Annotated in this window: 18 protein-coding genes and 1 riboswitch; all 18 genes read left to right on the top strand. The window is 53.6% G+C overall.

Going from position 1 to position 24,926, the window contains the following annotated elements; all coding sequences use genetic code 11:
- Window positions 1-99: 99 nt before the first annotated feature.
- The 18 genes from FZ041_RS04945 to pcrA all read left to right on the top strand — a co-directional run bounded on the left by FZ041_RS04945 (window position 100) and on the right by pcrA (window position 24,790).
- Complete coding sequence (locus FZ041_RS04945; protein WP_149188755.1) at window positions 100-1,950, top strand: sigma 54-interacting transcriptional regulator; 1,851 nt, start codon at window positions 100-102, stop codon at window positions 1,948-1,950.
- A gap of 151 nt (window positions 1,951-2,101) precedes the next feature.
- On the top strand, window positions 2,102-3,133 hold the full coding sequence (locus tag FZ041_RS04940) for a zinc-binding alcohol dehydrogenase family protein (protein WP_149188754.1): 1,032 nt from the start codon (window positions 2,102-2,104) through the stop codon (window positions 3,131-3,133).
- 16 nt (window positions 3,134-3,149) lie between these two features.
- A complete protein-coding gene (locus FZ041_RS04935; RefSeq protein ID WP_149188753.1) occupies window positions 3,150-4,613 on the top strand; it encodes a tagaturonate reductase in 1,464 nt (487 codons plus the stop codon).
- Window positions 4,610-6,121: a UxaA family hydrolase gene (locus tag FZ041_RS04930; RefSeq protein WP_149188752.1), complete on the top strand. Its 1,512-nt coding sequence runs from the start codon at window positions 4,610-4,612 to the stop codon at window positions 6,119-6,121. Before FZ041_RS04935 ends, FZ041_RS04930 begins: the two co-directional genes overlap by 4 nt.
- Window positions 6,122-6,297: 176 nt before the next feature.
- Complete coding sequence (locus tag FZ041_RS04925; protein ID WP_075428118.1) at window positions 6,298-6,657, top strand: hypothetical protein; 360 nt, start codon at window positions 6,298-6,300, stop codon at window positions 6,655-6,657.
- Window positions 6,658-6,731: 74 nt separating this feature from the next.
- Window positions 6,732-6,813: riboswitch (ZMP/ZTP riboswitch) on the top strand.
- 77 nt (window positions 6,814-6,890) lie between these two features.
- On the top strand, window positions 6,891-8,102 hold the full coding sequence (locus tag FZ041_RS04920) for an L-lactate MFS transporter (protein WP_149188751.1): 1,212 nt from the start codon (window positions 6,891-6,893) through the stop codon (window positions 8,100-8,102).
- A gap of 96 nt (window positions 8,103-8,198) precedes the next feature.
- On the top strand, window positions 8,199-8,771 hold the full coding sequence (locus FZ041_RS04915) for a nitroreductase family protein (RefSeq protein ID WP_149188750.1): 573 nt from the start codon (window positions 8,199-8,201) through the stop codon (window positions 8,769-8,771).
- Window positions 8,768-9,301 (top strand): carboxylesterase family protein, encoded by a 534-nt coding sequence (locus tag FZ041_RS04910; protein ID WP_149188749.1) that lies wholly within the window; start codon window positions 8,768-8,770, stop codon window positions 9,299-9,301. Before FZ041_RS04915 ends, FZ041_RS04910 begins: the two co-directional genes overlap by 4 nt.
- A gap of 28 nt (window positions 9,302-9,329) precedes the next feature.
- Window positions 9,330-12,029: an amidohydrolase family protein gene (locus FZ041_RS04905; RefSeq protein ID WP_149188748.1), complete on the top strand. Its 2,700-nt coding sequence runs from the start codon at window positions 9,330-9,332 to the stop codon at window positions 12,027-12,029.
- A gap of 184 nt (window positions 12,030-12,213) precedes the next feature.
- Window positions 12,214-13,533, top strand: coding sequence for an MATE family efflux transporter (locus tag FZ041_RS04900; protein WP_149188747.1), 1,320 nt, complete (start codon window positions 12,214-12,216; stop codon window positions 13,531-13,533).
- Between the two features lie 139 nt (window positions 13,534-13,672).
- Window positions 13,673-15,127, top strand: a complete 1,455-nt coding sequence (locus FZ041_RS04895; protein ID WP_149188746.1) for an aminotransferase class I/II-fold pyridoxal phosphate-dependent enzyme — start codon at window positions 13,673-13,675, stop codon at window positions 15,125-15,127.
- A 66-nt stretch (window positions 15,128-15,193) separates the two neighbouring features.
- Complete coding sequence (speE, locus tag FZ041_RS04890) at window positions 15,194-16,054, top strand: polyamine aminopropyltransferase (protein ID WP_149188745.1); 861 nt, start codon at window positions 15,194-15,196, stop codon at window positions 16,052-16,054.
- Complete coding sequence (locus FZ041_RS04885; RefSeq protein WP_149188744.1) at window positions 16,051-17,310, top strand: saccharopine dehydrogenase family protein; 1,260 nt, start codon at window positions 16,051-16,053, stop codon at window positions 17,308-17,310. Before speE ends, FZ041_RS04885 begins: the two co-directional genes overlap by 4 nt.
- Window positions 17,311-17,324: 14 nt before the next feature.
- Window positions 17,325-18,500: a carboxynorspermidine decarboxylase gene (gene nspC / locus FZ041_RS04880; protein WP_222931136.1), complete on the top strand. Its 1,176-nt coding sequence runs from the start codon at window positions 17,325-17,327 to the stop codon at window positions 18,498-18,500.
- Window position 18,501: 1 nt separating this feature from the next.
- Window positions 18,502-19,608 (top strand): agmatine deiminase, encoded by a 1,107-nt coding sequence (gene aguA / locus FZ041_RS04875; protein ID WP_149188743.1) that lies wholly within the window; start codon window positions 18,502-18,504, stop codon window positions 19,606-19,608.
- Window positions 19,609-19,629: 21 nt separating this feature from the next.
- Window positions 19,630-20,505, top strand: coding sequence for an N-carbamoylputrescine amidase (gene aguB, locus FZ041_RS04870; protein ID WP_149188742.1), 876 nt, complete (start codon window positions 19,630-19,632; stop codon window positions 20,503-20,505).
- A 243-nt stretch (window positions 20,506-20,748) separates the two neighbouring features.
- Window positions 20,749-22,395, top strand: coding sequence for a putative manganese-dependent inorganic diphosphatase (locus FZ041_RS04865; RefSeq protein WP_149188741.1), 1,647 nt, complete (start codon window positions 20,749-20,751; stop codon window positions 22,393-22,395).
- Window positions 22,396-22,483: 88 nt separating this feature from the next.
- Window positions 22,484-24,790, top strand: a complete 2,307-nt coding sequence (gene pcrA / locus FZ041_RS04860; RefSeq protein ID WP_149188740.1) for a DNA helicase PcrA — start codon at window positions 22,484-22,486, stop codon at window positions 24,788-24,790.
- Window positions 24,791-24,926 lie beyond the last annotated feature (136 nt).

The following is a 24,926-nucleotide window of genomic DNA, read 5'->3' as shown; positions in this document are numbered from 1 at the left end:
CACTGATGAGGTGTCTGCCTTTTTGCTATGTTTATGATGTGTTAGAATAAGGAATGGATCAATTTTTCCGATAGTATAAAGCAAAGGAGTTCTGGTACCATGTCTCTGATTTTGTTCGTTGCACCAACCTTAGCCATCGATAAGAAGGCAAAAAGTATTATCAAACAGCGGAATTTGGATATAGATGTCATTTATTCACAGGATGCCAAGGTAATCATGGATGTAGCGCCTTTTACAGAGACACAGATTATCATCGCCCGTGGTGGTATGGCCAAAACATTGGAGGCACAGGGCAAACATACTATTGTGCATATTGGGGCAGCGTTCCATGATGTCATGCAAGCCATTGAGGAACTGGTGCAAAAAGGCTGCCGTCGGATTGCGGTAGTTATGCGCAGCAATATCATTCACGATGTACGGAGGCATTTCCGGTTAGGAGATATTTATGTGGAAGTTATTCCCTGTGACAGCCGCGAGGAAATCAATGCAACGATTGAACGGCTGGCTGCTGAACAAAGTGTAGACGGAATTGCAGGCTGCAATATTGCAGCGGCCTATGCATCAGAATGTGGCTTTCGTCATACACTGATTGATTCAAGCCGTGAGGCAATAAGCAGTGCGATTGATGAGGCGCAGCTTATCCTGAAGAACAAAGAACAACAGACGCTGCGCTTGCAACAAGTCGATGCAGTCATCCAGAATATAACCGAAGGTGTTGTTGTCCTGAGTGAGGAGGGCGAACCTGTTTTTTCCAATCGGTTGAGCCATAAAGTCTTTGGCGAGAATTTTGCGGCATGGAAAGATGAAGTACTGCCAAGACTCCAGGGAACAAATGGCGAACAGATTCTCGAAGTCGGCAAGACGAAAATCCTTTGTCATAGGATTCCCTTGCTGGTCAATCAAAGGACGCAGCGTCAAATCGTGATTTTCCAGGAAGTAGAACACATCGAAAAAAATGCGCGCACGGTACGGTCATCGCTATATCAAAAAGGCCTTTATGCGAAAATGCATTTTTCCGATATCATGACGTATGCGGATACGATGCAGCGGACTATTCAGCTGGCAGAGCGTTTTGCACGTACCGATGCGAATGTCTTGATCCTGGGGGAGACAGGTACCGGTAAAGAGGGGATGGCGCAAAGTATCCATAATGCGAGCCGCCGGGCAGATAAGCCGTTTGTCTCTGTGAACTGTGCCTCGATTCCGCCGAATCTGATGGAAAGCGAGTTCTTTGGCTATGTGGATGGTGCTTTTACAGGCGCTCGTAAATCGGGGAAAAAGGGATTGTTTGAATTGGCTCATCAAGGTACGATCTTTCTGGATGAGATTGGTGAATTGCCGCTTGATATCCAGGGCAGATTATTGCGTGTCCTGCAGGAGCATGAAATACGCCGTATCGGTGATGAACGGATATTGCCGCTCGATATTCGCATTATCTGTGCAACAAATCGCGATTTGGTGAAGATGGTGCAGGAAGGGACGTTCCGCGAGGATTTGTATTACCGCATCAATGTATTGCGTTTGCCACTGCCACCGTTAAGAGAGCGTCATGGCGACGCAATACCGTTGCTTGACTACTATTATCGTGCCTTTACCGATGGCCGTTCTTGGGAGAAAGCAGTAACGCCAAAAGCCAGAGAGTTACTGAAACGCTATGATTGGCCAGGCAATATCCGTGAGTTACGGAATGTGGCTGAGGTTTTGTCCTGCTATGACGATATGCTCGTAGATGAATCACAGATGCAAGCTTTTTTGTCTGGCGCGTTAAGGCAGGAGGATACGGATAAGCCGGATCAAGAATCGATTGTCTTGCCATTGAAAACGACTTTGCCCGAGGCGGAGCGTGAGATCATCCGGCAGTTGTTGTTACATTACTCACCAGAGGAGGTATGCGCACAGCTAGGAATCAGCCGTGTGACTTTGTGGCGGAAAGCCAAGCCAAAGGAATAAGACAAAAACTTAATCGTATGCATTTCAAAAATGAAACAAATATGTTCAGAACAAGCGTAAAAGGAAGCAACTCTTCTGTTTTACGCTTGTTTTTTTTGGCACGAAAAATGCATATCTTTAGGGTAGTGATATTTAGAAAGGATGATCAGTGATGAAAGCAATTCGTATCAATGAGCCTGGTAACGTTGAATTATTTGATATGCCGATGCCTGTGCGCAAGCCAGGTGAAGCCCTGCTGAAAATCTTGTATGGTGGCATCTGCGGCAGCGATCTTGGCACCTATCGGGGGACCTTTGCCTATGCTGGCTACCCGCGTATTCCCGGTCATGAGTTTTCCGCACAGATTGTAGAAATCGATGCGAATGACCGTGGCTTGGAAAAAGGCATGATCGTTACCTGCAATCCCTATTTCAATTGTGGAACATGTTATTCTTGTGAGCGGGGGTTAGTGAATTGCTGTGAACATAATGAAACCATGGGAGCACAGCGTGATGGGGCCTTTCGGGAATACATTACGATGCCTGTAGAACGCATTTATGATGGTCAAGGATTATCTCCGCGGCAACTAGCACTGATTGAGCCTTTCTGCATCAGCTATCATGGTGTAAGCCGGGCAAATATCCAGCCGGGAGAAAAGGTCCTGATTGTCGGTGCAGGTACGATTGGCGTGCTGGCAGCGGCAGCAGCACGGGCCGCTGGCGCGGAGGTATATATTTCCGATATTGCTGATAAGAAACTTGACTATGCAGTAGAGAAGTTTGGACTGGCGGGAAAAATCCTCAATGATTCGCCGGAGCATTTTCATGAGGCTGTAGCGAAAATCACTAATGGTAATGGTTTTGATGTAACGATTGAGGCTGTGGGCTTGCCGGCAACATTTTTGCTCTGTATTGATGCAGCGGCTTTTGGCGCTCGTGTTGTCCAGATTGGTGTGGGCAAGAAGAATGCCGACTTTGATTTCACGTTGTTGCAGAAGAAAGAACTCAATGTGTATGGCTCACGCAATGCGTTGCAGAAGGATTTTCTCGCATTGATTGATTTGGTCAAAGCAGGTAAGGCCAATATAGAATGCGTCGTGACGAATGAATATGAATTTGCTGATGCCCCTAAAGCCTTCCAGGAGTTTTCGGAGCAGGCAGCATCGATGCTCAAAGTCGTTATTCATTTTGCTGACCCTGAATAAGAAGGAGGGGTTTTGGATGAAAAAGATACAGGAAGTCTATCAAAGACAGGCGTATCCTGTTCGTGTTCTGCAGATTGGTGAAGGAAATTTTTTGCGGGCATTTGTCGACTATGGCATTGATTTGGCTAACGAGAAACGTGGATTTAATGGCAGTGTTGCCGTTGTCATGCCGCGGGCAAAGACCAATACACGGTTTGCTGCCCAGGACAATATTTACTCGGTTTGTGTCCGAGGGAAAAAAGCAGGGAAGACCTATAAGGAAAATCGCGTGATTTCTTGTCTGGATCGTGTAGTCAGTGCTTATTCGGATTATAAGGAATTCCTGCAGCTGGCGGAGCTGCCTTCCTTAGAGTTTGTTATCTCGAACACGACAGAAGCTGGCATTGTATATAGTGATGATGATGCGTATGAAGATAAGCCGCCCAAAAGTTATCCGGCAAAATTGACAAAATTCTTATTTACGAGGTTTGAGCATTTTTCGGGGGCAAAAGAAAAAGGCTTGGTCATGCTGCCGGTAGAACTTATTGACCACAATGGGCAGATGCTTAAGAAGTGTGTAAAAGCGTATGCGAAGAAATGGATGCTTGGGGACGCTTTTGCAGCATGGCTTGATGAATCCTGCCTATTTGTCGATACGCTGGTTGACCGTATCGTTACTGGCTATCCGCGAAACGATGCTGCCAAGTATGAACAGGAGCTTGGTTATGAGGATGCCTTACTGGATCAATGTGAGCCGTTTGCCTTTTGGGCCATTGGTGAGCCTTCACTGGAAAAACGGTTCCCAATTGCGACAGAGGATTTTCCTATCGTATTTACCAAGGACGTGGATGCCTATAAACGCCGTAAGGTACGTATCTTAAATGGCGCACACACTTCGATGGCGCTGGGGGCCTATCTGGCAGGCCTTGATTATGTAGGCGAATGTATGAAAGATGCCGATATACGCCGGCAGCTTGAGCAGCTGGTTTATCAGGAAATCGTACCAGCCTTTCACAAAGAAGATGATTCGTTGCGTGATTTTGCTGCATCTGTGTTTGAGCGGTTTGAAAATCCATTTGTGAATCATTCCTTGCTCGCGATTTCCTTGAATTCCATTGCCAAATGGCGGGCTCGTGTACTGCCAAGCCTGATGGATTATGAGCAAAACACCAAGGTGCTGCCCAAATGGTTAACCTTTTCCTTGGCGGCCTTGCTGGCCTTTTATCATACGGTGGAGAAAGGCAATGGCTGTCTGATTGGTTATCGGAACGGCAAGCCGTATGAGATACACGATGATGCCGAAAAACTTGATCGTGTGGCCAGTTGGGCAGCACTGCCCGATGAAGTATATGTCAGGAAATTTTTGCAGGCAGATGATTTTTGGGGCATAGACCTGCGGACAATTCCTGGTTTTTATGATGCGGTATTGCATCATTATGAGTTATTGCAGCTGATGGGCATAAAGTCGTATATCAAGAAATTGGGAGAGTATATGGCATGAAAAAGTATTTGCAGATTCATCCGCAGGATAATGTCGCTGTGGCCATCGAATCACTTCAACCGGGCGAAGCGATTGCAGCAGGTGCTAAAACCATCACGGTCAAAGAAAGTATCCCCGCTGGGCATAAAGTAGCGATTGCGCCAATAAGCAGGGGAAGTGATGTGGTAAAATACGGTTTTCCGATTGGCGCTGCGAAAGTAAATATTGAACCAGGTGAGTGGGTTCATACCGAACGGCTGCAAAGTAAGTTGGCGGGACTTGTCGATTATCGTTATGAACCCAATAAAAACAGTGCATGGCAGCCGGATGGTTTTGCGCCTAAGGAGAAAAGTTTTTGGGGTTATGAGCGTCCGGACGGCCAAGTAGGGATACGTAATGAAGTCTGGATCATACCGACAGTTGGATGTGTCAATGCCATTGCCAGGGAAATAGAATCGCGGGCTCAAGCAATGCTGACGGGCAAAGAGCATATTGATGGCATCTTTGCCTTTAATCATCCGTATGGCTGTTCGCAAATCGATGAGGATTTGGAGAAAACGCAGCAGTTTTTGGCAAGTCTCGTCCATCATCCCAATGCTGGTGCGGTATTGGTACTATCCTTAGGCTGTGAGAACAACACGCTTGCCAGTATGCAAAAAGCTATTGGCAGTTTTGCTGCGGGCAGGGTAAAGTTTTTGGTATGTCAGGATTGTGAAGATGAAATCGAGGCAGGGGTAGCGGCAATTCGTGAGTTGATTGACTATGCCGATAAATGCCAGCGTACTTTGCAGCCGGCAAGCAAGCTGGTCATTGGCCTAAAATGTGGCGGCTCGGATGGCTTTTCAGGCATTACGGCCAATGCCTTGGCAGGGCAGGTGTCCAACATCGTTGCTGCAGCTGGCGGAACAGCAATCTTGACCGAGGTGCCCGAAATGTTTGGGGCAGAAACCTTGCTGATGAATCGGGCCGTTAATGGAAAAATCTTTCAGAAGATTGTGCAGCTTATCAATGGCTTCAAGGAATACTATATGCGCTATGGAAAACAAATCAATGAAAATCCATCGCCGGGCAATAAAGCTGGTGGCATAACCACGCTGGAAGAAAAATCCTTGGGTTGTGTGCAAAAAGGAGGCGTGGCGCTGGTTACGGATGTATTGGCTTATGGACAGAGAGTGAAAAACAAGACGCAAGGATTGCTGCTGCTTGAGAGTCCTGGCAACGATCTGGTGGCAGCAAATGCTTTGGCCGCAGCGGGTGCGCAGTTGATCTTGTTCACGACAGGGCGTGGTACTCCGTTTGCAGCGCCTGTGCCAACGGTGAAGATTGCCAGCAACTCGAAGTTGGCAACACGGAAAAAGAACTGGCTTGATTTCAATGCAGGGATGCTGCTGGAAGGTGCATCATTAGAAGAACTGGGAGAACGATTTTGGAATTATATGCTGGCAGTTGCTTCTGGACAGGAAAAAACAGTATCGGAGCATCTGGATAAGCATGAATTGGCAATCTTCAAAGACGGAGTTTGTTTATAGAAGAATTTTGACATGTCAAGTGAGTCTCTGGTTGATGGGCGAGCAATCTCTGCTTTTTTATGAGAGCGAAATTTTTTTTGCAAAAGTCTATAACACTTTGGCTACCTCGGGGATATAAAGAACAAATAGCAAAACAAACCAAACCGCACAGCGGGATATGCAAGGAGGAATTTATCATGAAAACGCGTATTATGACTTTGCTGGCTGTTCTGATGATGGGGCTTTCGAGTATCTGCATGGCACATGTTTCGGGAGGAAGCATCGATGGCATGATCAATACTTCAGTAGGGCCGAAGGTTGCGATCTATACCTGTGAAGGGTATTCGGTCGGCACCATCGTGGAATACCCGGGCGATTATCCGCTCGAAGACCATGATGTCATCGAGGCACTCAATGGCGGCTATCTGACGCAGGTCGGTTATGTAAGCGTCAAGGATTTGCGCACGGGTTCGAGCGGTAATGTATTCCGCATCGATGCAGTAGGCCTGAGCGAATATACGGCGAAGGCATGGCTGGCAAATGGCGGGTCCTTCTAAGCGCGAGATGGGCAGCAGCTGCAAAAGACTTGACAAGTCAAACGTCAATGGTTAAACTAAGCTTACAAGTCGATAATGCCGTGCAGGACTGACGGATTAGTGGAATCGACCACATGTACTGCAAGGTTTAACAAGCCGACCGTCTGGGCAGAGAGTTTTTGTCCAGACGGTTTTTTGTTTGGATGAAAGCTCTTTTTCTCGTTGCTGCGCAGGCAGCAGAAAGGATGGTTTTCATGCGGAATCGTTGGCTCATTGCTTTGGCTGCGGTGGGAATCCATATTTCCATCGGCAGCGTCTATGCCTGGAGTGTCCTGACGCGCCCGATTATGGCACAGCTGGGGGCTACGCTCGCGCAGACGACATGGGCGTTTTCCCTGGCAATCCTGTTTCTTGGCATGTCGGCAGGTTTCTTGGGCCGGTTTGTGGAAAAACATGGGCCGAAGAAGAGCGGGCTGCTGGCCATGCTGTTCTTTGGCACGGGCATGTTCGGTACAGCGCTGGCGCTGCACTTGCACAGTTTGTTGCTCTTGTATCTTTTCTATGGCGTCATCGGTGGCATCGGCCTTGGTGTCGGCTATATCACGCCGGTATCGACGCTCGTCAAGTATTTCCCGCAGCACCGCGGCTTTGCGACGGGGCTTGCCATCATGGGCTTCGGCTTTGCCGCGCTGATTGCCGGCCCTGTCATGCAGGCGCTGACGGCAAAGGCCGGCCTTGTGGACACTTTCCTGCTGCTGGGCGCAGCCTACATGCTGCTGATGGGGGCGTCAGCGCTTTATCTGAAGCCGCCCGTGCAGCCAGCTGGCATGGCAAAGGTCACGCAGATCCAGCATGGCGCCACGGCTGCTGAGGCTGTGAGGACCTGGCCGTTTGGCATGCTCTGGTGGGTGTTCTTTGTCAATATCACTTGCGGCATCGGCCTGCTGGCGGTGGCTTCGCCGATGGCCCAGCAGGCCGCGGGCATGGATGCGGCGCAGGCGGCGTCGATGGTCGGCCTCATCGGGCTCGTAAATGGCGGCGGGCGCATTGTCTGGTCGACGCTTTCGGATTATTTGGGGCGCGGGCTTACCTATATGGCCTTTTTCGCGCTGGAGGCCGGTGCTTTTTACTTGCTGGCGGGCACAAGCGATGCGCTGGCGTTCCAGCTGCTCGTGTTTTTGATCATCAGCTGCTATGGTGGCGGCTTTTCGTGCATGCCGGCTTATCTTGCCGATATCTTCGGCACGCGTGAGTTAAGCGCGATCCACGGCCGTGTGCTGACGGCCTGGGGCATTGCTGGCGTGGCCGGTCCGACCATCGTTTCGTGGTTCTGGGAGCATACGCACAGCTATACGGCGACGCTGCTGTTCTTTGCCGGCTGCTTCGTGCTGAACTTCCTGCTGGCGACGGTGCTCAAGCTGCATGGCAGCCGTACCTCCGGTGTGGTCAAGACCGCAAATACTTAAAGAAATATCGTGGGCCTCCCTTGGCAGGACTTTCGGATCCGGACGCGAATACTAGCGTATGACAGGAAAGATTTTATTGCTAAGGGAGGTTTTTTTATGGGAATCTTGGAGTCCATGGGCAAGCGCCGCACCTATTACCAGATCAATAAGGAGCTGCCGGTCACGGCAGAGAAAATCCGCGAGGTGGTGGAGCAGGCAACAGAGCTGACGCCTGATGCGTTCAATATGAGGTCGGCGCGTGTCGTGGTGGCGCTCGGCAGGAAGCAGGATGTGCTTTGGGACGTGATTTACGATGCCTTTGATGGCAAGGTAGCACGTGAGAAGATTGACGGCTTCAAGGCTGGCGCGGGTACGGTGCTCTATTTCTACGATGAGGATGTTGTAAGGAACTTGCAGGGGCAGTTTCCCATGTATGCGGAAAACTTCCCGCTATGGGCGCAGCAGGCTAACGGCATGCTGCAGTTTGCTGTCTGGACAGCCTTGCGTGACCTGGAGGTCGGGGCTAGTATTCAGCACTACAATCCGGTCATTGACGAGGCCGTGCATACCCTGTTTGCCCTGCCGGCTTCCTGGAAACTCATCGCCCAGATGCCGTTTGGCGGCATCGCTGCCGGGCCGGAGCCTAAGGAGAAGGAAGACATCGCGCAGCGGGTCAAAGTGCAGACGTGACTTCAAGGGGCCTGGCCAAGCTGACGGCGGAAGAGAAAAAGCGCATCGAAAGTTTCATGGACGAGATAAAGGGCGAAGCCTATGAGCGGGACAGCCGGCTGTTCAGCCAGAGCTGGTTCAATGCGCCGCTCATCCGTATGTCGGAAAATCAGACGCTGGCTGGCGGCAAATCATATACGTACTATTTCACGCCGGAATCCTCGCTGCCGATCGTGAAAAGCGGGCATTCGATAGAGCTCGCCTCGGTGTTCAATCATCCCGAGATGACCGCTGACACGGGCAGGATATTGGATCAGACCTTTGCCAAGACCATGCGCAAAATGTGGGTCCAGTTCGCCAAGACAGGCAATCCGTCCCTTAGCGCAGACCTTTCGCCCGATGGCAGGGCAAAGGTTTGGCCGCTCTACGACCTGAAGCAGAAGCAAGTGATGGTCTTTGACGAGAACAATATCCATCCGGAACGCGAAGCCTCGCGGAAGATCGTGGATTGGGACAGAACCTATTTCCTTACCAAATACTATGTATTTTGACCAGTAAGACTGGGAAAGGAGAACTATCATGAGGCAATGGATGCGCATGCGTATCATGAAGCTTTTGGCAGGCATCGTGGTGTTAGGCTTTATGCTCGGGACTGGCGGGCTGGCCAGTTGCAGCGAAAAGACGAAGGCTGACCTCGTGGTTTATGGCAAGATATTCACTTCGGATAACAACAAGGTGGCAGAGGCTTTTGCCGTGAAGGATGGCAAATACATCTATGTAGGCGATAAGAAAGGCGCTGCCGCACTGGTCGAAGCAGGAAGGACCGATGTGGTGGACTATACGGACAAGGGGCTTGTGATGCCTGGCTGCGGCAACGGGCATGCCCATTATCCGATAGCTTATGCCATGACCGAAATCGGAGCGCAGGTTGGCGATAGTGATGATGCAAACAAGTTTTTGACAGAAATCCTTCCCGCGGCTGTCAAGAAGGCCAAGGCCGCAAATTTCAAGGCTGTTTTCGGTTTAGGGTGGAACCTCGATACTTTCAAGGGCAATATGCCTACCCGTCAGCAGATCGATGCGGTTTGCAAGGATCTGCCGGTATTCTTTATCGATGAGGAAGGCCATAAGAGCCTGGTGAACACGCTTTCCCTGGTCCATGCAGGCATTATGAAGGAAGATGGCACTGTACTGAAAAAGGAAAATGACATAAGAGGCGGCGAAATCGTGATGGGAGCTGACGGCACGCCTACAGGCTATCTGAAGGAGCAGGCAGCCACTTATGTAAGGGCATTCCTGGACGGTGATAACCTCTTTACGGCTGACAGAGCCAGGACAACCTTGCGCAAGGTTCAGGATACCTTGTTGTCAGAAGGATATACGATGTATCTCGATGGGTATTCTTCGTATTTCCGCAACAATAACCTGTATAAGGCCGCCAGCGAGATGGACAAGGCCGGAACTATGCATTTTGTGCTGGGCACCGCCTATGAGATCGAAAGCTGGATGGATGTGGATGCAGAACTGGCCAAGGCGGTTGAAGCCCAAAAATATGCGTCCAAGCATGTAAAGACAAACTGGCTGAAATTTTACATGGACGGTACCGTGGAAAGCGGAACCGGCTTTATCGATCCGCCCTATACGGATGGGCATCAAGGGCTGGTCAACTGGACGGAAGATGAATTTACCCGCATTACGCGCAAGGCGAATGAAAATGGTTTGACCATGCACGTGCATGCACTGGGCAATCAGGCAGTCCATCGTACCATAAACGCCTTCGGCAATGGGGGAAAGGATGAAATGCGCAATACGCTGGTGCATCTGCGCAACGTCAATCCGCCGGATTACGAGCGGATGGCAAGACATAACATACAGGTCACCGCTGGTTTGCTTTGGCACCACACGGCGGATGCGTCACTGCCTGATTTATTGCGCAGCCTTCCCGCAGGCATGGGGGACAAGGGGTATCCGATGAAATCTTATTTCGATTATGGGATAAACATGTCCTCACACTCGGATTTTCCGGCTCTCGCTGCTAGTCCCGATGATCCGTTTGGCATTATGGAGATTACAGTGACTGGTGCCTATTACCCTGAGAAGTCAAAACCCTGGTGGCCGGAAGAGCTGCTGACCCGTGAGCAGGCACTGACGGCTTTGACCATCAACTGCGCCAAGCAGATGTTTCTTGAGAAGGAAAGAGGCAGTATCACCAAGGGCAAATATGCAGATTTTCTCCTCGTCGACAAGGATGTGCTGACTTGCCCGGTGACAGAGATCCATAAGGCCAGACCCGAGGCAACCTATTTCGAGGGCAAAAAAGTTTTTGCGAATCCAGCTGCGGCACCGGTCGATTATGCCGATAAGAACAACTGGATGAAGCAGCCCAAAATCACAAAGGACGTAGACACCATATATATCTATCCTACGGAATATGCTGACGATTCGGCAGGCGCGCCGGTCTTTGCTGACATCAACGAAAAAGCCATGCGGGAGCCTGCGCAGGAAACGTATCTGCTGCAGGGAACGGCTTATGAAGACGCTACCAATGTGTTTGTCCCGTATTACCGGCAGGTCAATATGGCGGCCGCCAGCGAAATGACGCCCGAAGCGTTGCGCGCGGCCTTCGACAGCGTTCCCAAACAGGATGTCTTTGCCGCCCTTGACTACTACTTTGCCAATCTGAATGGCGGCAGGCCCTTTATTCTTGCAGGACACTCGCAGGGCTCGGCGATGCAGAGCCTTGTGCTGGCAGAATACATGAAGGCGCATCCAGAGTATCAGCAGCGCATGATCGCCGCGTATGTCATTGGTTTTTCGATTACTAAGGAGTATCTTCAGGCAAATCCGCACCTGCATTTTGCGGAAAGAGCCGATGATACCGGCGTTATCGTCTCGTGGAATACCGAGGGGCCGGCCAATGCCGGCAAGAAAAACCTCGTGGTCCTGCCAGGCGCGATCAGCATCAATCCATTGAACTGGAAGCGGGATGAAACCTATGCGCCGGCAGCGGAAAACCTCGGCGGTTACATCTATAACGAAGCAACCGGAAAAATCGAGCAGGTTCCAAAAGCTGCCGATGCCCGGCTGGATTTGAAGCGGGGCGTCGTAATAACGAAGACCAATGCCATGAAGCCCATATATGAAATGTTCGGCATTACGGTTTTCGGCCCTGCCAGTTACCACAATGGCGACTATGCCCTTTATTACTACAACATCAAGGATAACGTCGCCAGGCGGATAGCGGCATATAAAAGCCATGCGGAACAGAGAAGGGGCTGAGCAGATGCTCCATCAAGCGGACGCCGTGGCCCTTAGTGACTTTCCTGGCGTAATATGGTATGATAAAAACATATAATCGTATAGATAAATGAGATAGTAGGGCGGGAAACCGCTACGGTAAGGACATCCATAATCCGGCAACTGCGGGTTATGGATGTCTTTTTGTTTTAGGGAGGAATTTTTTATGACCGATGAATTGTTTGCCAGGACACCGATACCGAAGGCGTATATGACGCTGGCCCTGCCCGTCGTCATGAGCATGGTGGTGCAGCTCGTCTACAGCATGGCCGATACGTTCTTTATCGCCTTGACGGGTGACACGGCCTTGATTGCGGGCATATCGGTCTGTACGCCGCTCTTTACGCTGCTGCTGGCCTTTGGCGACCTGTTTGGCCTTGGCGGCAGCTCGGTGATTGCGCGGCTCTTTGGCGCTGGGCGCAAGGCGGATGGCAAACGGCTAAGTATTTTCTGCTTTTATGGGGCAATCGGCTTTGGCATCGTGGCAGCAGTTGTACTGCTATCCCTGCGCGAACCGATGCTGGCGCTCCTGGGGGCGAAAGGAGAGGTCATACCGTATGCGGCGGCATATTATTCGTGGTTTATCGCTGGCGCACCGTTCGTGATTTTCTCACTGGTGCCGACGAACCTCTTGCGTACGGCCGGCTGCCCGAAAATCTCGATGAATGCTTCCATCCTCGGTGCCGCTGTCAATATCGCGCTGGACCCTGTGCTGATTTTCGGGCTTGAGCTTGGCGCAGCTGGTGCGGCACTGGCAACGGTCATTGGCTATATCTGCTCGGATATCTATGCCGTGTGCTATATCCGTCGTCATTGCGCAGAGCTTTCGCTTGATTTGCCAGCACTGCGCATCAGCTGGCACGAGGCGGCTGGTATATTTTCGATTGGCCTGGCAGCAGCCGTGACGAATTTTACGCAGACTTTTGGCATTGCCCTGACGAACCGCAGCCTGCTGCCCTATGGCAGTGATGCGATCGCCGTCATGGGCATCGTCATGAAAATCATCATGATTGTGGCTCTGGTGGTCGTGGGGCTGGCTTTCGGCGGGCAGCCGCTTATCGGCTATACCTATGGCGCTAAGGACAAAGCGCGCATGAAAAAGGTCATTGCCTTTGCTTTGCAGGCCGTAATCGGGACGAGCGTCGTGCTGGCCTTGGGGCTCGCATTTTTTGCCCGGCCAGTGGTGCATGTTTTCCTGGAGCAGCCTGCGCTTGTCGAGCTGGGCGTCGAGATGCTTTACTGGCAGCTGCCGGCCATTATCTTCATGGGCATCGGCCTGGTGCTCATCTGCACGTTCCAGGCCACAGGCAAGGGGCTGCCGTCGCTTATGCTGTCGCTTTGCCGGCAGGGGATCGTCTATGCTCTGGCACTTGCCATCCTGCCCTTGTGGTTTGGCTATACGGGCGTCATCGCTGCGCAGCTGGCGGCCGATATCGTGACGGTTGTCATTGCGGCCGTTTTATATCGTATAAGTCTGGCAAAATGACAGGCAGCAACAGGAAAAGTGGTTGAAGCCATATTATGTGAAAGTAAAATTGACGATATCAACCGAAGATGTTAAACTTTATAAGTAGCAACATTAGTGATAATTGTTAGATATTTCGCAATCAAAGGGAAGAAGGTACATGGATCGAATCAATCAGCATACGGCTCCGGTTTATGAGGCACTGCTCGAACTGCGCAAGCGGCGGGTGGTTCCTTTTGATGTGCCGGGGCATAAGCGTGGACGCGGCAACCCAGAGCTGCTGGATTTTCTGGGGGAGAAATGTGTGGGTGTCGATGTCAACTCGATGAAGATGCTCGACAACCTCAGTCATCCGATATCAGTCATCCGCGAGGCCGAAGAGCTTACGGCAGATGCATTTGGGGCGCAGCACGCCTTCTTTATGGTCAATGGCACCACCTCAGCTGTCCAGGCGATGGTGCTGGCCACAGTGCGCGCTGGCGATGAGATCTTGCTGCCGCGCAATGTCCATAAGAGCGTCATCAATGCATTGGTGCTCTGCGGAGGTATTCCGGTCTATGTGCCGGTGCGCGTCAATCATCAGATTGGCATTGCCACGGGGATGGCCCTAAGCGATGTGGAAAAGGCGATTCGCCAGCATCCGCGGGCTAAGGCCATCTTTGTCAACAATCCGACCTATTACGGCATCGCCTCGGACCTCAAGGGCATCGTGCGCATAGCCCATGCAGCTGGCATGACGGTGCTGGTCGATGAAGCCCATGGCACCCATCTCTACTTCGGCAAGAATCTGCCGATTTCGGGCATGGCAGCTGGCGGCGATCTGGCAGCCGTTTCGATGCATAAGTCCGGCGGCAGTCTGACCCAGAGTTCCATCCTGCTCTGCGGCCAGGGCGTCGATGCCGAGTACGTGCAACAGATCATCAACCTCACCCAGACGACCAGTGCCTCGTATCTTCTGATTTCAAGTCTTGACCTTTCTCGCCGCAACCTGGCGCTCCATGGCTGCGAAGCCTTCGAGAAGGTCAGCTCCATGTCCGAGTATGCCCGGTCAGAAATCAATGAGATTGGCGGCTTTTATGCCTATGGCCGCGAGCTTATCGACGGTGACAGCGTCTACGATTTCGATGTGACGAAGCTGTCGGTATTCACGCAGGGCATCGGCATGACGGGCATCGAGGTCTACGACATGCTGCGGGATGAGTATGACATCCAGATTGAGTTTGGCGATATCGGCAACATCCTGGCCTATATCTCCATCGGCGACCGCATCCGCGACATCGAGCGGCTGGTCGGGGCGCTCGAGGATATTGCGGGCCGCTTCGCCAAGGACAAGCGCGAGCTCTACTGCGGCGAGTTTATCGCCCCAGAGCTCGTCATGAGTCCCAAGGAGGCCTTTTATGCCAAGGGCGAGCGGCTGCCGCTGAAGGATACCGTGGGCCGCATCTCGGGGGAGATGCTCATGTGCTATCCGCCGGGCATTCCTATCCTGACGCCGGGCGAGCGCATCACCGAAGAGATACTTACCTATATCGAGTACGCGCGGGAAAAAGGCTGTTCCCTGCAGGGAACGCAGGATCCGGAGTGTCGGGAACTGCGTATTTTGACGGAAACTTGACAAGTCAGCCTGACATGTCAAGTTGACCGGTCACTTTGACTTGTCAATGGGGGAGGAACCGAAGTAATGGAAATATGGTTTTCACAGATGGATACGGAAAACGTCAAGACTTCCGTGCGCGTAGATAGACAGCTGTTTTCCAAGCAGAGCGAGTATCAGCGGATCGATGTCTTTGAGTCCAACGAATTTGGCCGCATGATCGTGCTGGACGGCGAAATCATCTTCTCGGAGGCAGACGAATTCATCTACAACGAAATGGTCGTGCATGTGCCCATGGCCGTACATCCCGAAGTCAAGAACGTACTGATCATCGGCGGTGGCGACGGCGGCGTGGCAAAAGTACTCACGCAGTACCCCGAGATTGAGTCGATTGATGTTGTCGAGCCTGATGAGATGTTCATCGAGGTATCCCGGGAGTTTTTCCCCGAGACGGCCAAGGGCTTTGACGATGCACGCGTCAAGATCACGAATATGGACGGCCTGCGTTTCTTGCGCCGTTGCCGGGATAAATACGACCTCATCATCAACGATTCTACCGACCCCTTCGGCCATACCGAGGGGCTGTTCACGCGGGAATTCTATGGCAACTGCTACCGGGCACTGCATGACGATGGCATCATGGTCTATCAGCACGGCAGCCCCTTCTACGATGAGGATGAGGCGGCGTTCCGCGCAATGCACCGTAAGGCCTATCAGAGCTTCCCGGTGAGCCGCGTCTATCAGGCCAGCATCCCGACCTGCCCGGCAGGCATCTGGATGTTCGGCTTTGCATCGAAGAAATACCATCCGCTCAAGGATTTCGATGCCAAGCGCTGGAACAAGCGCGAATTGAAGACTTGGTATTATACCACCCATTTGCATAAGGGCGCCTTCATGCTGCCCAAGTACGTAGAGGATATCCTGTCAGAGGAGGAGACGAGAAAATGAGCAAATTGATGATTATCGGCTGTGGCGGTGTGGCAAGTGTTGCCATCCATAAGGTGTGCCAGAACGATGGCGTTTTCGATGAACTGTTGATTGCCAGCCGCACGGTGTCCAAGTGCGATGCACTGAAGGAGAAACTGCAGGGCCAGACGAAGACGAAGATCACGACGGCGCAGATCGATGCCGATGATGTCGAGGCTTTAACCAAACTTATCAAGGAATATCAGCCCGATGCCTTGCTGAACGTGGCCCTGCCATATCAGGACCTTACGATCATGGATGCCTGCCTGGCTGCTGGCGTTGACTATATCGATACGGCAAACTTCGAGCCCGAGGACACCGAAGACCCCGAGTGGCGCAAGATTTACGACAAGCGCTGCAAGGAGCTGGGCTTCTCGGCTTATTTCGATTACTCCTGGCAGTGGGCCTATGAGGACAAGTTCAAACAGGCTGGCCTTACGGCCCTTTTGGGCACGGGCTTTGACCCGGGCGTCACGTCGGTCTTTGCGGCTTATGCCAAGAAACATTACTTCGATACCATCGACACCATCGATATCCTCGACTGCAATGGCGGCGATCACGGCTATGCCTTTGCCACGAATTTCAATCCCGAAATCAACCTGCGCGAAGTATCGGCGCCGGGCTCCTATATGGAAAATGGCAAGTGGGTGGAGATACCGGCCATGAGCATCAAGCGGGAATACGACTTCGAGGGCGTGGGCAAGAAGGATATGTACCTCTTGCATCATGAGGAGATCGAGGCCCTGGGCCGCAACATGCCAGAGGTCAAGCGCATCCGTTTCTTCATGACCTTTGGCCAGAGCTATCTGGATCATATGCGCTGCCTCGAAAACGTCGGCATGCTTTCGACGACGCCGATAAACTACAACGGGCAGGAAATCGTGCCGATCCAGTTCCTCAAGGCCCTGCTGCCGGATCCGGCGTCCCTGGGCCCGCGCACGAAGGGCAAGACGAATATCGGCTGCATCTTCACGGGCAAGAAGGATGGCAAGGAGCGCTCCATCTACATCTATAACGTCTGCGACCATCAGGAGTGCTTTAAGGAAGTGGGCTCCCAGGCCATCTCCTATACCACGGGCGTACCGGCAATGATTGGTGCAATGCTTGTGGTGACTGGCCAGTGGAAGAAACCGGGCGTCTTTACCACCGATGAGTTCGACCCGGATCCGTATATGGATGCCCTCAATAAGTGGGGCCTGCCCTGGAAGGTCGTAGAGAATCCGGTGCTGGTTGACTGATAGGGAACGAAAGCATGTCCATAACGATCAAGCAGGTGCCGACGCCGGCCTATGTGGTCGACGAAGGGGCACTGGAAAAGAACTTACAGATATTGAAGGACGTCAAGGAGCAGGCTGGCTGCAAGATCCTTCTGGCCCAGAAATGCTTTTCGATGTTTGCCGAGTATCCGCTGATCGGCCGCTATCTTGACGGCGCAACGGCCAGCGGACTCTATGAGGCAAGGCTCGGCCATGAGGAGATGGCAGGCGAGAACCATGTGTTTTCGCCTGCTTACCGGCCCGAGGAGATCGAGAAGATCGCGGCCATCTGCGACCATGTCATCTTCAACTCCTTCAACCAGCTGCGCCGCTTCGGGCCGCTGGTCAAGCGCATCCAGGAGATGCGCGGGGTGGAGCATGGCATCGGCCTGCGCATCAACCCCGAATGCTCGACCCAGGATCATGCCATCTATGATCCCTGTGCGCCGGGCTCGCGCCTCGGCGTCACGGCGGAGGCCTTTGCGGAGGCTGTGTCGGCCTCTCCCGAGCTTTTTGATTTGCTCGGCGGCCTGCACTTCCATACCCTCTGCGAGCAGGACAGTCCGGCGCTGGCGAAGACGCTGGCTGCAGTGCGTGAAAAGTTCGGCAGCTGGCTGAAGCGCGGGAATATCTGCTGGCTCAATATGGGCGGCGGCCATCATATCACCCGTGAGGATTACGACCGCGGGCTGCTCATCGAGCTGGTCCGGAAGGCCAGGGAGGAATATGACGTCGATGTCTATCTGGAGCCGGGCGAGGCCGTAGCACTCAATGCCGGCTATCTGGTGACCGAGGTGCTCGATATTGTCAGAAACCACGGCACGCAGATCCTCATACTCGATGCGTCAGCGGCCTGCCATATGCCCGACGTGCTGGAGATGCCGTACCGGCCGCCGCTCAAAGACGCCGGTGAGGCGGGAGAGAAAGCCCATACCTACCGGTTGTCCTCGTGCACGTGCCTGGCGGGGGACATCATCGGCGATTACTCCTTTGACCGGTCCATCGCCAGTGGCGACCGGCTCTATTTTGAAGATATGGCCATCTACTCGATGGTCAAGAACAATACCTTCAACGGCATGGCGCTGCCTGCAATTTGGCGCATGGATAAAGATGGCGCCTGCACGCTGGTGAAGAAGTTCGGCTATGAGGATTTCAAGGGAAGGCTGTCGTGATATGTTGATAAGAAATACTACGCCCACCGCGGATGGCTTTCATATGCCCGCGGAGTTTGCCCCGCACGCGGGCACGTTCCTGATCTGGCCGGTGCGCCCTGGCTCCTGGACCCATGGCGGCCGGGACGTACAGCCGGTGTTCGTGCGGCTCATCGAGGAAATCTCGGCCGTGGAGGAGCTCTATCTGCTCGTCGATGACGCGCATCGCGTCCAGGCGGAGGCGATGCTTTCCCATCTGCCTCAGCAGCATATCCATTATCTGCCGATACCCACGGATGATGCCTGGGCGCGGGATATGGGGCCGACCTATGTCACTGGCGGCAGGGAACGCCGCGGCATCAATTGGTGTTTCAATGCCTGGGGCGGTGACGTTGACGGCCTGTATCCCGACTACGCCCGGGATGATGCGGCGGCACCGCTGATGGCAGCGGCGCTGGGGGATACCTGTTACGATGCCGGGGACTTCGTGCTCGAGGGTGGTTCCATCCATGTGGATGGCGAAGGCACAGCGGTGGTGACCGAGGCCTGCCTGTTGAGTGCGGGACGCAATCCCCAGCTTACCAAAGGGCAGATTGAGCAGAAGTTGAAGGACTATTTGGGCGTAACCAAAATCATTTGGCTGCCCCGGGGCATCTACAACGATGAGACCAACGAGCATGTCGATAATGTCTTTGCCTTTGTCCGGCCTGGCGAAGCCGTGCTGGCCTGGACCGATGACGAAAAGGACCCGCAGTATGCACTGAGCCAGGCTGACCTTGCCGTTCTCGAAGGGGAAACGGATGCCAAGGGACGCCGGCTGGTGGTGCACAAGGTGCCCATTCCTGAGCAGCCTGTCTGCATCACGGCCGAAGAGGCAAACAGCTTTGCCTTTGCTGATGGCGAAGATATGCGCGAGCCTGGCGAGCGCCTTGCGGCCAGCTATGTCAATTTCTATATCTGCAACGGCAAGGTCATCGTGCCGCAGTTCGGCGATCGGATGGATGCGGAGGCTTTGCGCATCCTGGGCGATTGTTTCCCCGAGCGCAAGGTCGTGGGGTTGCCTGCCCGGGCTGTTATTGTCGGCGGGGGTAATTTCCATTGCCTGACCCAGCAGATACCAGCAGTATGATTTGATCAACGAGGTGATTCGATGCGAAATGTGACCGTAGCTGCCGTGCAGATGCAGATGACGGCTGACGTACAGGAAAATATCCAGAAGGCCGATGCACTGGTGCGGCAAGCGGCGAAGCAGGGGGCCAATGTCATCCTGCTGCCCGAGCTTTTCGAGCGGCCCTATTTCTGCCAGCAGCGGCAGTATGAATTCTATGACTTTGCCACAACGGCCGAGGAAAATCCGGCGGTGCAGCATTTTAAGCAGGTTGCCCGCGAGCTTGAGGTCGTACTGCCCATCAGTTTCTATGAAAAGGATGGCACGCGCTTCTTTAACAGCGTGGCAATGCTCGACGTCGACGGCAAAGTGCTCGGCATCTACCGCAAGACCCATATCCCTGACGACCACTACTATCAGGAAAAGTTCTACTTCACACCGGGCAATACAGGCTTTAAGGTCTGGCAGACCCGCTATGGCAAGATCGGTGTCGGCATCTGCTGGGACCAGTGGTTCCCCGAGGCGGCCAGGGCCATGGCCCTCTTAGGCGCCGAGCTGCTGCTCTATCCGACGGCCATCGGCTCTGAGCCCATCCTGGGGGCGGACAGCATGCCCCATTGGCGCCGCTGCATGCAGGGCCATGCGGGCTGCAATCTCGTGCCAGTCGTCGCGGCCAACCGCGTGGGCGTCGAGGAGGTCGAGCCCAGCGAAGAAAACGGCGGCCAGTCGTCGGCACTGAGTTTCTATGGCTCATCCTTTATCGCCGACAACACAGGTGCCCTGCTGGCTGAGGCCAATCGCAACGAAGAGACGATACTGACGGCGGCCTTCGACCTTGACCAATGCCAGCAAGACCGCATGAGCTGGGGCGTTTTCCGCGACCGCCGGCCGGAGTTATATGGTGAGCTCGTCAAATAAACGGAATATATAGAACGCAAAGTGGGCAGTTTGACAAGTCAAATTGACAAGTCAAGTCGCCCGCTTTTATTTTTGTAAGGATTCACTGCTTTTTGCATTAGGTAGGGATAGGAGTAAAAGTTACTACCAATCGAAAGAAAGAACTAGACGCACCGTGGGGTCTAGCGGTATAATAAAAAGCGGACTATGTAAAAATCGTGACGCAGGTCACGCTTAGATATTTTGAGGAGGTTTTTCCAAACCATGAAGAATACGAAACCTATTTACACGATTGGTCATCGCAATCCAGATACGGACTCCATCTGCTCGGCTATCGGCTATGCACATCTGAAACAGGCTCTCGGGCAGAACGTTGTTCCGGCCCGCGCTGGCAAGGTCAATGCCGAGACGAAGTATGCACTCGAGCATTTCAAGGTCGAGCAGCCGCTGCTTCTGACGGATCTCTACCCGCGTGTCAAGGATATCACGATGGATTGCCAGATCGTCGTCAAGCAGCATGATACGCTGCGCCATCTCGGCGAGGTCATGCGTGAGCATGAGCTCAAGTCCGTTCCCGTTACGGACAGCAAGGGCCTGCTGGTTGGCATCGTTACGGTTTCGGATCTTGCCAAGCGTTATTTCCAGGAGCTTTCGATGCAGAACCTCTCGGAGATGCGCGTGCGCTATCGTGACCTCATCGCTGCTACGGACAGTGAGGTGCTCGTATCCGGCGACGAGGGCGAGTTCATCCAGGGCTGCGTCCGCATCGCAGCTGGCAGCATCGAGACCATCAAGAAGGTCATCGATAAGAAGGATATCGTGCTCGTCGGCGACCGCCATGATGAGACGATGCTCGACATCATCGCCCAGGGCGTTTCCTGCATGATCATCACGGGTGGCGGCCGCCTGTCCGGTGAGGTCATCGAGACTGCTGAGGCCAAGGGCATCTTCGTTCTTTCGACGCCGTATGATACGTATACGGTAGCCCGCCTGATCAACCAGTGCGTGCCGATCCGCCGCATCATGCACGAGAATCCGGTCTGCTTCAAGCCGCTTGATATGCTCTCGGATATCAAGGGTACGATGGAGGAGACGAACTACCGCAACTATCCGGTTATCGAAAATGGCCGCCTCGTCGGCATCATTTCCCGCGACAACATGGTCATGCCGGAGCGCGAGCAGGTCATCCTCGTCGACCACAACGAGCGCGGCCAGGCCGTTGAGGGCATCGAGGAGGCCAAGGTCGTCGAGATCATCGACCATCATCGCCTGGGCGGCATCCAGACCAGCGAGCCAATCTACACCCATGCGGAGCCGGTTGGCTGCACGGCAACGATCGTGGCCAACATGCACTGGCAGAACGACGTCGAGATCCCGGCTTCGATTGCAGGTCTGCTGCTCTCGGCTATCCTTTCCGATACGGTGCTGTTCAAGTCCCCGACTTGCACGGAGTACGACAAGAAGACGGCTGAGCGCCTGGCTGAGATCGCTGGCGTCGACATCAACGAGTACGGCATGGCAATGCTCAAGGCTGGTTCGGGCATCGGCGATATGACGCCGGCAGAGATTGCCAAGAACGACCTCAAGGAGTTCCAGATCGGCGACTACCGCATCATCGTCAGCCAGATTTCCGTCATGGACACGAAGGAAGTCATGGATCTTGAGCCGCAGCTCATCGAGGCTATGTCTGGCATCTGCGAGAAGGAAGGCTTCGACATGAGCCTGGTCATGGTCACGGATATCCTCGAGGAGGCAACGTACCTCCTCTATGCTGGTTCGCCGAAGACGCTGATCGGCGAGGCGTTCAAGAAGGATGCCAGCGGTACGCATGTCTACCTGCCGGGTGTCATGAGCCGCAAGAAGCAGATCATCCCGCCACTTTCCGAGGCGGTAAAACGCATCGCCAAATAAGCGGTAAAGAATCGAATAGAAATCAGAGGCTGTCGCATTTATGCGGCAGCCTCGTTATTCCCAGATCAGAGATACACAGGAGGACACATTGGATATTTTTGAAGGTTTGAATCCCGCCCAGAAGAAAGCTGTGGAGCATACGGATGGCCCGCTGCTCATAATGGCAGGTGCCGGCTCCGGCAAGACGAAGGTGCTGACCTGCAAGATCGCCAATTTGCTGGCGCAGGGGGTACAGCCGTGGAACATTCTGGCCATCACGTTCACCAACAAGGCGGCGACCGAGATGCGCGAGCGCGTGGACCGCATGATCGGTGAGGGCGCGAAGGATGTCTGGCTCAGTACGTTCCATTCGTTTTGCGCGCGGTTCCTGCGCCGCGAGATCGAGGCGACAGACCTTTATAAGAAAAACTTCGTCATCTATGATTCCAGCGACAGCCAGGTCGTCATCAAGGACTGCTTAAAAGAGCTCAATCTCGATCCGAAGCAGTATGCGCCCAATTCGATCCAGAATGCGATTTCAAATGCCAAGAACCAGCTCATGGGGCCAAAAGCCATGGAGCGCGATGCCGATAACTTCTTCCAGAAGAAGGTCGCCGAGGTCTACAAGCTCTATGCACAGAAGCTGCGCACGAACAATGCTCTGGACTTTGACGATCTGCTGATGGTCTCGGTCATCCTGCTCGAAGAGAACGAGGAGATCCGCACGAAGTATCAGCGCCGTTTCAAATACATCCTCGTGGATGAGTATCAGGATACCAATGGCGCGCAGTACCAGCTGACGAAAATCCTGGCGGCGCAGCATCATAATCTCTGTGTCGTCGGTGATGCCGACCAGTCCATCTACGGCTGGCGCGGTGCCGATATCCGCAACATCATGGATTTCGAGCAGGACTACCCCGAGGCCAAGACCATCAAGCTCGAGCAGAATTACCGCTCGACGAAGAATATTCTCGCGGCGGCCAATGCAGTCATCGAGCATAACGTCAACCGCAAGAAGAAGGACCTCTGGACGGAGAATGCGACAGGGGAGAAGCTCACGAGCTACGAGGCCCGTGACGAGCGCGACGAGGCGCAGTTCATCGCCACCACGATTTCCAAGCAGAAGACCATCTTCAATGCTTCCTATGGCGATATGGCCATCCTTTACCGCACGAATGCCCAGTCCCGCGTCATCGAGGAAACGTTCATGCGCGCAGGCATCCCGTATACGATGGTCGGCGGCCTCAAGTTCTACGACCGCAAGGAAATCAAGGACATCCTTGCCTACCTGCGCGTCATCTATAATCCGCTGGACACCGTGAGCCTCCTGCGCATCATCAATGTCCCCAAGCGCGGCCTCGGTGCCACTTCGCTGGCGAAGCTCACGGATTATGCCGATGAGAACGGCCTGTCGCTGTTCGATGTCATCTCGAATGCTGAGGTGCTCGACACGATTCCCGGCATCACGGTCCGCATCAAGAAGCCGCTGGAGCTCTTTTCGACCTTCGTCTTCCAGTTCATGGGCTATCAGAACAATATGCATCTGGATGACCTTATCGAGAAAGTACTGGATGAGTCGGGGTATCTGGCTGAGCTCAAGGCAGAGAACAAGCCCGAGAGCGAGTCGCGCATCGAAAACCTCAAGGAGTTCATCGGTGTGGCCAGGGACTTCGAGAAGACTGAGGCAAATGCCAATCTCGAAACCTTCCTGTCGCAGCTCTCGCTGGTTTCCGATATCGACAATGCCGATATCGAGGATGACCGCGTGACGCTGATGACTCTCCACTCGGCTAAGGGCCTGGAGTTCCCCGTGGTGTTCATGATTGGCATGGAGGAGGGGCTGTTCCCGCACTCCCGCACGCTGATGGATGACAACGAGATCGAGGAGGAGCGCCGTACCTGCTACGTCGGTATCACGCGTGCCCAGCGCAAGCTCTATCTGACGAATGCCCGCCAGCGCACGATCTACGGCAAGACGAATGCGTTCCCGCCGTCGCGCTTCCTGCAGGAGATCCCCGATGACTACGTCGAGCGCCTCGTGCCGCGGGCCAATGCCTATGGCTTTGCCAACGCGAACCATTATGGTGCTCAGCAGCAGAGCGGCTTCATGAGCTTCCGCCCCAGCGCGAGCCAGATGGGCAATGGCGTGCATTTCAGTGGCAAGCCCCAGTCCGCCCTTGAGGCCATGGCAGCCCTGCAGAAGAAGAACGTCAACGTCCAGCCCAGCGGCGGCGTCATCCGTCCGGACACGAGCATCCAGTGGAAGGTCGGCGACAAGGCGCGCCATGGCAAATGGGGCGTCGGCACCGTCGTATCGGTCAAAGGCAGCGGGGAAGAGGTCGAGCTCAAGATTGCCTTCCCTGGCCAGGGGGTCAAAGGTCTCATGCAGAAATATGCGCCAATCACCAAGGCATAAGATCATACAGGATTTCCAGAAGGTATCCGCTGCAGTCAGTATAGCTGCAGCGGGTATTTTTTTGTGTGTTTTGGCGCCGGGATGCATAGCAGGCGCGGGGTCCCGCGGGGAAAAGACAAAAAACAGAAAATTTTTT

The sequence above is a fragment of the Pseudoselenomonas caprae genome (genome assembly GCF_008271345.1).
GTDB classification, from domain to species: domain Bacteria; phylum Bacillota; class Negativicutes; order Selenomonadales; family Selenomonadaceae; genus Selenomonas_A; species Selenomonas_A caprae.
Note: the sequence above shows the minus strand (reverse complement) of the source record. Positions and strands in the feature narration are given on the sequence as shown.

Coding starts and splice junctions, on each gene's coding strand:
- FZ041_RS04945 (WP_149188755.1), top strand. CDS start 100: ATGTCTCTGATTTTGTTCGTTGCACCAACCTTAGCCATCGATAAGAAG.
- FZ041_RS04940 (WP_149188754.1), top strand. CDS start 2,102: ATGAAAGCAATTCGTATCAATGAGCCTGGTAACGTTGAATTATTTGAT.
- FZ041_RS04935 (WP_149188753.1), top strand. CDS start 3,150: ATGAAAAAGATACAGGAAGTCTATCAAAGACAGGCGTATCCTGTTCGT.
- FZ041_RS04930 (WP_149188752.1), top strand. CDS start 4,610: ATGAAAAAGTATTTGCAGATTCATCCGCAGGATAATGTCGCTGTGGCC.
- FZ041_RS04925 (WP_075428118.1), top strand. CDS start 6,298: ATGAAAACGCGTATTATGACTTTGCTGGCTGTTCTGATGATGGGGCTT.
- FZ041_RS04920 (WP_149188751.1), top strand. CDS start 6,891: ATGCGGAATCGTTGGCTCATTGCTTTGGCTGCGGTGGGAATCCATATT.
- FZ041_RS04915 (WP_149188750.1), top strand. CDS start 8,199: ATGGGAATCTTGGAGTCCATGGGCAAGCGCCGCACCTATTACCAGATC.
- FZ041_RS04905 (WP_149188748.1), top strand. CDS start 9,330: ATGAGGCAATGGATGCGCATGCGTATCATGAAGCTTTTGGCAGGCATC.
- FZ041_RS04900 (WP_149188747.1), top strand. CDS start 12,214: ATGACCGATGAATTGTTTGCCAGGACACCGATACCGAAGGCGTATATG.
- FZ041_RS04895 (WP_149188746.1), top strand. CDS start 13,673: ATGGATCGAATCAATCAGCATACGGCTCCGGTTTATGAGGCACTGCTC.
- speE (WP_149188745.1), top strand. CDS start 15,194: ATGGAAATATGGTTTTCACAGATGGATACGGAAAACGTCAAGACTTCC.
- FZ041_RS04885 (WP_149188744.1), top strand. CDS start 16,051: ATGAGCAAATTGATGATTATCGGCTGTGGCGGTGTGGCAAGTGTTGCC.
- nspC (WP_222931136.1), top strand. CDS start 17,325: ATGTCCATAACGATCAAGCAGGTGCCGACGCCGGCCTATGTGGTCGAC.
- aguA (WP_149188743.1), top strand. CDS start 18,502: ATGTTGATAAGAAATACTACGCCCACCGCGGATGGCTTTCATATGCCC.
- aguB (WP_149188742.1), top strand. CDS start 19,630: ATGCGAAATGTGACCGTAGCTGCCGTGCAGATGCAGATGACGGCTGAC.
- FZ041_RS04865 (WP_149188741.1), top strand. CDS start 20,749: ATGAAGAATACGAAACCTATTTACACGATTGGTCATCGCAATCCAGAT.